This window comes from Pseudomonas sp. SDO5522_S412, from assembly GCF_054071215.1.
The window spans coordinates 1-8,850 of record NZ_JBSVWQ010000232.1; the positions used below are offsets into that span (position 1 = coordinate 1).

An 8,850-nucleotide genomic window follows, 5' to 3' on the forward strand; every position below is an offset into this window, starting at 1 on the left:
GCGGTGGATCAGATACGCATAAGGCGACTGACACACCGCTTTCGCGAGCAAGCCCGCTCCCACATTGAATATGCGCCAGCCATTCAAAACCTTTTTGACAGCACAGCAATTCAACAGGTTAGAATCGCTGGCACGCAGACTGCATGGTCAGTTTGCGCCTCGTCTTTCCTGCTCATGGAGTACTGCCTTTGAATGCGACGACCATCAACAGCCTGTTCTTGATCGGCGCGTTGCTGGTAGGTGCGAGCATTCTGGTGAGTTCTCTTTCGTCCCGCCTGGGGATTCCGATCCTGGTGATCATCCTGGCCGTGGGCATGATCGCCGGCGTCGACGGCGGCGGCATCATCTTCGACAACTACCCGACTGCCTACCTCGTGGGCAACCTCGCCCTGGCCGTGATCCTGCTCGACGGCGGACTGCGAACGCGGGTAGCCAGTTTCCGTGTAGCCCTCTGGCCTGCGTTGTCCCTGGCGACGGTCGGGGTGCTGATCACCACCGGCCTCACCGGCATGGCAGCCGCCTGGCTGTTCAACCTCAACATCATTCAAGGCCTGCTGATCGGCGCCATCGTCGGCTCCACGGACGCCGCAGCGGTGTTCTCGCTGCTGGGCGGCAAAGGCCTTAACGAACGGGTCACCGCCAGCCTGGAAATCGAATCCGGCAGCAACGACCCGATGGCGGTGTTCCTCACCGTCACCCTGATCGACATGCTCGCCAGCGGCCAGACTGGCCTGCACTGGAGCCTGCTGGGCCACCTGATCCGCGAGTTCGGCATCGGCGGCATCATCGGCCTGGGCGGTGGTTGGTTGATGCTGCAGATGGTCAACCGGATCAACCTGGCCAACGGCCTGTACCCGATCCTGGTGATTTCCGGCGGCCTGGTGGTGTTCGCCCTGACCAACGCCTTGCACGGCAGCGGCTTCCTCGCCGTTTACCTGTGCGGCCTGGTGATCGGCAACCGCCCGGTGCGCAGCCGGCACGGCATTTTGCATATGCTCGACGGCATGGCCTGGCTGGCACAGATCGGCATGTTTCTGGTGCTGGGCCTGCTGGTCACGCCCCATGATTTGCTGCCCATCGCGCTGCCGGCCCTGGGCCTGGCGCTGTGGATGATTCTCTTCGCACGGCCGCTGTCGGTGATCGTCGGCCTGTTGCCGTTCAAGGCCTTCCATGGCCGAGAGAAAGCCTTTATCGCCTGGGTCGGCCTGCGCGGTGCGGTACCGATCATTCTGGCGGTGTTCCCGCTGATGGCCGGCCTGCCCCACGCGCAGCTGTACTTCAACCTGGCGTTCTTTATCGTGCTGGTGTCGTTGCTGGTGCAGGGTACGAGCCTGCCGTGGGTCGCCAAACTGTTGAAAGTGACGGTACCGCCAGAGCCGGCGCCGATTTCCCGGGCGGCCCTGGAAGTGCACGTCACCAGCGAGTGGGAGCTGTTCGTCTACCGCCTGGGCGCCGAAAAATGGTGCATCGGCGCCGCCCTGCGGGAGCTGAAAATGCCCGAAGGCACGCGGATCGCCGCGCTGTTTCGTGGCCAGCAACTGCTCCATCCGTCGGGTAGTACGGTGCTCGAAGTCGATGATTTGCTGTGCGTAATCGGCCATGAACACAACTTGCCGGCCCTCGGCAAACTGTTCAGCCAGGCACCACAACGGGGCCTCGACCTGCGCTTCTTCGGTGACTTCGTCCTGGAAGGCGACGCCCAGCTGGGCGCGGTTTCGGCTCTGTACGGGCTCAAGCTCGAGGGCATCGACCCGGACATGCCACTGAGTCGTTTCATCACCCAGAAAGTCGGCGGGGCACCCGTGGTCGGCGACCAGGTGGAATGGAACAACACCATTTGGACCGTCGCGGTCATGGACGGGAACAAGATCGGCAAAGTCGGCGTCAGATTCCCCGAAGGAAGTCGCCCGGGCCCCGGACTCTTCCTCTAAACTGCGGGGCGACGGCGCGCCAGTCGATGTCGGGACGCCCCCTATTTTTCACCTTGCTCGACCGGTCTCTATGACAACCCTGCGCACTTTTCTCGCCACTGCCCTGCTGGGCCTGACTCTCTGCGTCGGCACCGTACACGCGGCCGACCCGCCCAGCATCGATTCCGTCCAGCAAACCCTGGACAAGCTGCCGGACCGCAAGCTGCCCGACGCCGACATGAAGGCGCTGCAAAGCATCCTGCAGCAAACGCTCACCTTCCTCGGCAACCAGCAGGACTACCAGCAGCGCCTGGTGGACCTCAAGCGCCAGCTCGAAGACGCGCCGCGCCAGACCGTCGACAACCAGCGCGAACTGACCCGCCTCAAGGCCACCAAGGTCATTCCGGTCGCCCAGCGCTACGCCACCTTGCCGGTGCCGCAACTTGAACAACTGCTGGTGCAGCGCACCACCCAGCAAGGCGACCTGCAAAAGGAACTGGCCGACGCCAACAGCCTGACCATCGCGGCCCAAACCCGTCCCGAGCGCGCCCAGACCGAAATCAGCAGCAGCCAGACACGTATCCAGCAGATCAACGCGACTCTCAAGGCAGGCAAGGACAACGGCAAGACCCTCAGCGGCGACCAGCGCAACCAGCTGAATGCCGAGTTGGCCGCCCTCAACGCCCTGATTCCCCTGCGCCGCCAGGAACTGGCCGGCAACAGCCAACTGCAAGACCTGGGCAACAGCCAGCACGACCTGGTGCTGGAAAAGACCGCGCGCCTGGAGCAGGAAATCCAGGACCTGCAAACCCTGATCAACCAGAAACGCCTGGCCCAGTCCCAGGAAACCGTGACCCAGCAGTCCATCGAAGCCCAGAAGGCCGGTGGCAGCAGCCTGCTCGCCACGGAAAGCGCGGCCAACCTGAAACTGTCCGACTACCTGCTCAAAAGCACTGACCGGCTCAACGAGCTGACCCAGAAAAACCTGCAAACCAAGCAGCAACTGGACAGCGTGACCCAAAGCGACTCGGCGCTGGACGAGCAGATCAACGTGCTCAAGGGCAGCCTGTTGCTGTCCAAGATCCTCTACAAACAAAAGCAGGCCTTGCCGCGCCTGACCGTGGACCGCGACCTGGCGGATGACATCGCCAACATTCGCCTGTACCAGTTCGAGGTCAACCAGCAGCGCGAACTGATCAGCACCCCGAGCACCTACGTCGACAGCTTGCTGGCCAACCAGCCGGCCGACCAGGTAACGCCACAACTGCGGCGCACCCTGCTGGAACTGGCGATCACCCGCAGCGACCTGCTGGAACGCTTGAGCCGGGAACTGAGCGCACTGCTCAACGAATCCATCACCCTGCAACTGAACCAGAAACAACTGCTGAGCACCGCCACCACCTTGCGGGCGACCCTCGACGAACAGATGTTCTGGATTCCCAGCAACAAGCCGCTGGATACCGAATGGCTGGAAACCGTACCGGCGCACTTGAGCAAACAGGTCAATACCCTGCCGTGGGCCTCCAGCGTCAGCGAGCTGTATGACGGCCTGACCCAGCGCCCGCTGCTGTTCCTGCCCCTGCTGTTGTTGATCGGCGCGCTGCTGTGGCGTCGCAGCTACCTGTATGCCCGGCTGAAAAAAATCCATATGGACATCGGCCACTTCAAACGCGACAGCCAGTGGCACACGCCGGTGGCGATCCTGGTGAATATCGCGCTGGCGATGCCGGTGGCCCTGGGCCTGGCACTCTGCGGCTATGCGCTGCAGATCGACGCCCGCGGGCAAAACGCCAACCTCGGCGCCGCCCTGCTGCAGATCGCCCAGGCGTGGCTGGTGTTCTACACCGCGTATCGGATCCTCGCGCCCGGCGGCGTCGCCGAGTTGCACTTCCGCTGGGAAAAACCCCAGGTCGAATTCCTCCAGGGCTGGGTACGCAAGCTCGGGCTCGTGGTACTGGCGTTGGTGGCCGTGGTGGCCATCGCCGAGCATCAGCCGGCAGCGCTGGCCGACGATGTGCTGGGCATCGGCGTGGTACTGACCTGCTACGCACTGATGGCGTGGCTGCTCGGGCGCCTGCTGCTCAACAGCCCGACTCATGAAAAAGCCTCGCTGTTTCGCAAGGCCGTGGGCCTGGTGTTTACGGCACTGCCGGTGGCGCTGTTTATCGCCGTATGCTTTGGCTACTACTACACCGCCCTCAAGCTCAGCGACCGGCTGATCAACACCTTGTACCTGCTGATGTTCTGGCTGGTGATCGAAGCCACCTTCGTACGTGGCCTGGGCGTAGCGGCACGGCGCCTGGCCTATGCGCGGGCCCTGGCCAAACGCCAGGCCGCCAAGGAAGCCGGTGATGGTGAAGCAGTGATCGAAGAGCCGACCCTGGACATCGAACAGGTCAACGAACAGTCGATGCGACTGATTCGCCTGGCGCTGCTGGGCGGCTTTATCGCTGCGTTGTACTGGGTGTGGTCCGACTTGATCTCGGTGTTTTCCTACCTGGACAACGTCACCCTCTACGAATACACCAGCGGCACCGGCGCCAATATCAGCATGGTGCCCATCAGCATCGGCGACTTGCTCGGCGCCCTGATCATCATCGGCATCACCTTCGCCCTGGCGCGCAACCTGCCCGGCCTCCTGGAAGTGTTGGTGCTGTCCAAGCTCGACCTGGCCCAGGGCAGCGCCTACGCCACCACCACCTTGCTGTCCTATGTGATTGCCGGCGTCGGGTTTGTCTCCACCCTGTCGACCCTCGGCGTGAGCTGGGACAAGTTGCAATGGCTGGTGGCCGCGCTGTCGGTGGGGTTGGGTTTCGGGATGCAGGAAATCTTCGCCAACTTCATCTCCGGCATCATGATCCTGTTCGAGCGGCCGGTACGGATCGGCGACACCATCACCATCGGCAACCTGTCGGGCACGGTGAGCAAGATCCGCATCCGTGCCACCACCATCACCGACTTCGACCGCAAGGACATCATTGTCCCGAACAAGACGTTCATCACCGGGCAACTGATCAACTGGTCGCTGACCGACACCATCACCCGGGTCACCCTGAAACTGGGCGTGGACTACGGCTCGGACCTGGACCTGGTGAAGGAATTGCTGCTCAAGGCCGCCGCCGAAAACCCACGCGTGCTGAAGGACCCGGCGCCCCACGTGTACTTCCTCAACTTCGGTGAAAGCACCCTCGATCACGAACTGCGCATGCATGTACGGGACCTGGGCGACCGCAACCCGGTGATCGATGAGGTCAACCGCTTCATCAACCGCGAGTTCAAGAACCACCACATCAACATCTCGTTCCGGCAAATGGAGGTTTACCTGAAGAACCTGCATGGCCAGGAATACAAGCTGGTGCCGGTGGAAGAAGAAAACCGGACCATCCTGCCGCCCGCCCAGGACCAGGACCTGCCCGAGCCGCCGCCCGCCAAACTCGACTAAACGCGCTCTCCCCAGCAGAATGGTCGGACATTCTGCTCAGGAGATGGCCGTTGAAAGCCCTCGACGAACTGACCTTCGACAACCGCTTCGCCCGCCTGGGCGACTGCTTCTCAACCCATGTGCTGCCCGAGCCCATCGACGAACCGCGTTTAGTGGTGGCGAGCGAGGCAGCCATGGCGCTGCTGGATCTCGACCCCGCCGTGGCCGAAACACCGGTATTTGCCGAGCTGTTCGGCGGGCACAAGCTGTGGGCCGAGGCCGAGCCGCGGGCGATGATCTATTCCGGGCATCAGTTTGGCTCGTACAACCCGCAACTGGGGGATGGCCGCGGATTGTTGCTGGGCGAGGTGTACAACCAGGCCGGCGAGCATTGGGACCTGCACCTCAAGGGTGCCGGGCAAACCCCGTACTCGCGCATGGGCGATGGTCGTGCGGTGTTGCGCTCGTCGATCCGGGAGTTTCTGGCGTCGGAAGCACTGCATGCGCTGGGCATTCCCAGCAGTCGTGCGCTGTGTGTGATCGGTTCCACCACGCCGGTGTGGCGCGAGAAACAGGAGCGCGCCGCCATGGTGCTGCGCCTGGCCCACAGCCACGTGCGCTTTGGGCATTTCGAATATTTCTACTACGCCAAGAAGCCTGAATTGCAGAAGCAATTGGCGGAGCACGTGCTGTCCCTGCACTTCCCGGAATGCATGGAACAGCCCGAGCCGTACCTGGCGATGTTCCGCGAAATCGTCGAGCGTAATGCCGAGTTGATCGCCAAGTGGCAGGCCTATGGGTTCTGCCATGGAGTGATGAACACCGACAACATGTCGATCCTCGGCATCACCTTCGACTTCGGGCCGTTTGCATTTTTGGACGATTTCGACGCGCAGTTCGTCTGCAACCACTCCGACCATGAAGGGCGTTATTCCTTCAGCAACCAGGTGCCGATCGGGCAGTGGAACCTGAGCGCACTGGCCCAGGCGTTGACGCCGTTTATCAGCGTCGAGGCGCTGCGTGAAACGCTGGGGCTGTATCTGCCGTTGTTCCAGGCCCATTACCTGGACCTGATGCGCCGCCGACTGGGCCTCACCACCGCCGAAGATGACGATCAAAAACTGGTGGAGCGCCTGCTGCAACTGATGCAGAACAGCGGCGTCGACTACACCCTGTTCTTCCGCCGGCTGGGGGATGAATCCGCCGCGTTGGCCGTGGCGCGGTTGCGCGACGACTTTGTCGACCTCAAGGGGTTTGATGAGTGGGCGGATCTGTACAAGGCGCGTGCGGAGCGCGACGCCAGCGGCACAGAAGAACAGCGACGTGAGCGGATGCATGGGGTGAATCCGCTTTATATCCTGCGCAATTACCTGGCGCAGAACGCCATCCAGGCGGCAGAGCTTGGGGATTACAGCGAAGTGCGCCGGCTGCATGAAGTGCTGACCAAACCGTTTGAAGAGCAGCCGGGGATGGAACGATACGCCCAGCGGCCGCCGGATTGGGGGAAGCATTTGGAGATTAGTTGTTCTTCATAGCGCGACCTAGATAAAGGTTTCCACTGAAACCCCAAAGCGCTCCGCCAGCCAACGAATCTGCCGCAGGTTGAGTTGGCGTTTGCCACTAAGTACTTCAGAGACAACCGACTGCGCACCAACGCCCGGGAGATCACTTTGGGTCAAGCCATGCTCTCGCATCATTGAACGTAGCACTTCAACGCCACTGGCAACGGGCATCGACCGGTGCTCGAGATCGTAGGCCTCGATCCAGTCACTGAGGATATCCACCAGGCTCATGAGCGGGCTGGATTCATCTTCGCCTATCAGGTCCAGCAATTCGTCGAGGGCGCTGACCAAGGTATCGTAGTCCGCCTCGTTTCTTGGCTTGCGCAGCAATGGCGAAACAAATTGCCAGTGTTCGGCAGCCTGCCTGATGAGTGCGCTCATCTGATTTTCTCCTTCCATTTACCTTGCTCATATTCACGGTGATCGAACAGGTACTTGATATAAATTCGTTGTACTTGGTAATGCACGAAGGCAATCAACCTCAGCTTATTGCCCCCGATGTCAAACACATGGAACTGCCCGACTTTGTCTGTTGCAGGGAACATTCCTTTCATCGACGCAAAGTCGGCGGGACTGTTGCGTTTCATTCTGCGATACCACTCATCCAGTGCCGTGGCTGAATGCGGCCATCTTTCTTTCGCTTCCCATATCCTTTTTTCGCTGATCACTCGCATGCAACATCCTTATCGCATCTTGCTATGAAGGTTAGTCTTTCCGAAAAAATATCGCAATCTGCGATATTCCTTGGCGGACCAGTGGCGCAATTCCAAGCACCCTTCAACAGCCTAGATACGCCGCGATAGAAGTCACCACCAAAAATGTGAACGCGTACGTCACTAGCGTCGAACCTTGATAAACACCCTTCCCGGCTCCAAATAGAACCCATTGGCCACTTTCACGGAGCCCAGCATGTCCGACTCTCTAGTAATTCCCTGCCCCCACTGCAACGGTCTCAACCGCATCCCCAATGAACGCCTGGGCGATGCGCCGAAGTGCGGGCGCTGCAAGCAACCGGTGCTGCTGAGCAAATCCTTTGAGCTGAAACAGGGCGATTACGCCAGCCAGATCAAGGGCGACCTGCCGTTGCTGGTGGATGTGTGGGCCGAATGGTGCGGGCCGTGCAAGTCGTTTGCGCCGGTGTTTGAGCAGGCCGCCGGGCAGTTGGCCGGGAAGTGTCGATTGGCCAAGCTCGATAGCGAGGCCAATCAGCAGTTATCCGCTCAGTTGGGGATTCGCTCGATTCCCAGCCTGATCCTGTTCAAGAATGGCCAGGAAGTGGCGCGTCAGAGCGGTGCGTTTCCGTTACCGCAGTTGATGAGCTGGCTGCGCAGTCAGGGCGTTTGAGGTAGCGGGACGCCCCGCCCCATCACCTGCCCCATCAGCAATACGCCCAATTCGCTCAATTGATGAATGGCCAACGCGACATCGCGCTGCTTGCCGGTGAGGTCGTCGGAAAGGTCGAGCAAGAGGGTGGTGACTGAGGAGAAGGTTTCGTAGGTATTGAGGATCAGGGTTTCGATGGCTTGGCCGGGGCTGACTGTAAAAAGGTACGACGGGGGATTTGGAGTAGCTTTAAACATGGTCGACATTCCTGATTGGAGCCGCCATCTGATCGCTACTAAACGAATTAGGGTGGCAGCTGTACGCAGGTTAGTAGACCGGGAAATGTCGAAGCCGGCGCGCCCGAAGACGCCCTACGCACAGCTACCATCAAGCACAGACTCAGCGCCTGAAAGATGAAGCTTATGCACTTAACGACAAACACTCGGGCTACTAAACCCGATCACTGAGAATTCAGCGACCGAGCAACCTTAGAGACGCCCATCCAGACGCACAAGCCGGCGGATTCTGGCGTAACTGTAGGCAACGGCGCAAGACGACGATTTCCCTGTAGGAACAAAGACCAAGTTTGGGAGCGGGCTTGCTCGCGAATGCGGTGAGTCAGTCAATAGAGAAT

The 8,850-nt window shown here is 60.7% G+C and carries 8 protein-coding genes; 5 read left to right on the forward strand and 3 right to left on the reverse strand.

What is annotated here, in order from left to right:
• The 4 genes from ACW9I6_RS27710 to selO form a co-directional block, all read left to right on the forward strand.
• Nucleotides 1-192, forward strand: a 192-nt coding sequence (locus ACW9I6_RS27710; RefSeq protein WP_457340058.1) for a hypothetical protein, incomplete at its 5' end; no start/stop codon positions are given.
• Nucleotides 189-1,931, forward strand: a complete 1,743-nt coding sequence (locus ACW9I6_RS27715; RefSeq protein ID WP_008439183.1) for a potassium/proton antiporter — start codon at nt 189-191, stop codon at nt 1,929-1,931. The genes ACW9I6_RS27710 and ACW9I6_RS27715, both read left to right, overlap by 4 nt.
• 70 nt (nt 1,932-2,001) lie before the next feature.
• Complete coding sequence (mscK, locus tag ACW9I6_RS27720) at nt 2,002-5,352, forward strand: mechanosensitive channel MscK (protein ID WP_102604294.1); 3,351 nt, start codon at nt 2,002-2,004, stop codon at nt 5,350-5,352.
• A 50-nt stretch (nt 5,353-5,402) separates the two neighbouring features.
• Nucleotides 5,403-6,866, forward strand: coding sequence for a protein adenylyltransferase SelO (gene selO, locus ACW9I6_RS27725; protein WP_457340059.1), 1,464 nt, complete (start codon nt 5,403-5,405; stop codon nt 6,864-6,866).
• Nucleotides 6,867-6,872: 6 nt separating this feature from the next.
• On the opposite strand, the gene ACW9I6_RS27730 is transcribed toward selO, so the two are convergent.
• Together ACW9I6_RS27730 and ACW9I6_RS27735 are read right to left on the reverse strand one after the other, a co-directional pair.
• Nucleotides 6,873-7,274 (reverse strand): helix-turn-helix domain-containing protein, encoded by a 402-nt coding sequence (locus ACW9I6_RS27730; protein ID WP_457340060.1) that lies wholly within the window; start codon nt 7,272-7,274, stop codon nt 6,873-6,875.
• On the reverse strand, nt 7,271-7,567 hold the full coding sequence (locus ACW9I6_RS27735) for a type II toxin-antitoxin system HigB family toxin (protein ID WP_093202502.1): 297 nt from the start codon (nt 7,565-7,567) through the stop codon (nt 7,271-7,273). Before ACW9I6_RS27735 ends, ACW9I6_RS27730 begins: the two co-directional genes overlap by 4 nt.
• Before the next feature lie 235 nt (nt 7,568-7,802).
• Between ACW9I6_RS27735 and trxC the strand changes: the two genes are divergently transcribed.
• Entirely contained in the window at nt 7,803-8,237 is a 435-nt protein-coding gene (gene trxC / locus ACW9I6_RS27740; protein WP_457340061.1) for a thioredoxin TrxC, read from the forward strand.
• Here trxC and ACW9I6_RS27745 read toward each other — a convergent pair.
• Nucleotides 8,225-8,473: a DUF6124 family protein gene (locus ACW9I6_RS27745; protein WP_457340062.1), complete on the reverse strand. Its 249-nt coding sequence runs from the start codon at nt 8,471-8,473 to the stop codon at nt 8,225-8,227. The genes trxC and ACW9I6_RS27745 overlap by 13 nt on opposite strands.
• Nucleotides 8,474-8,850 lie beyond the last annotated feature (377 nt).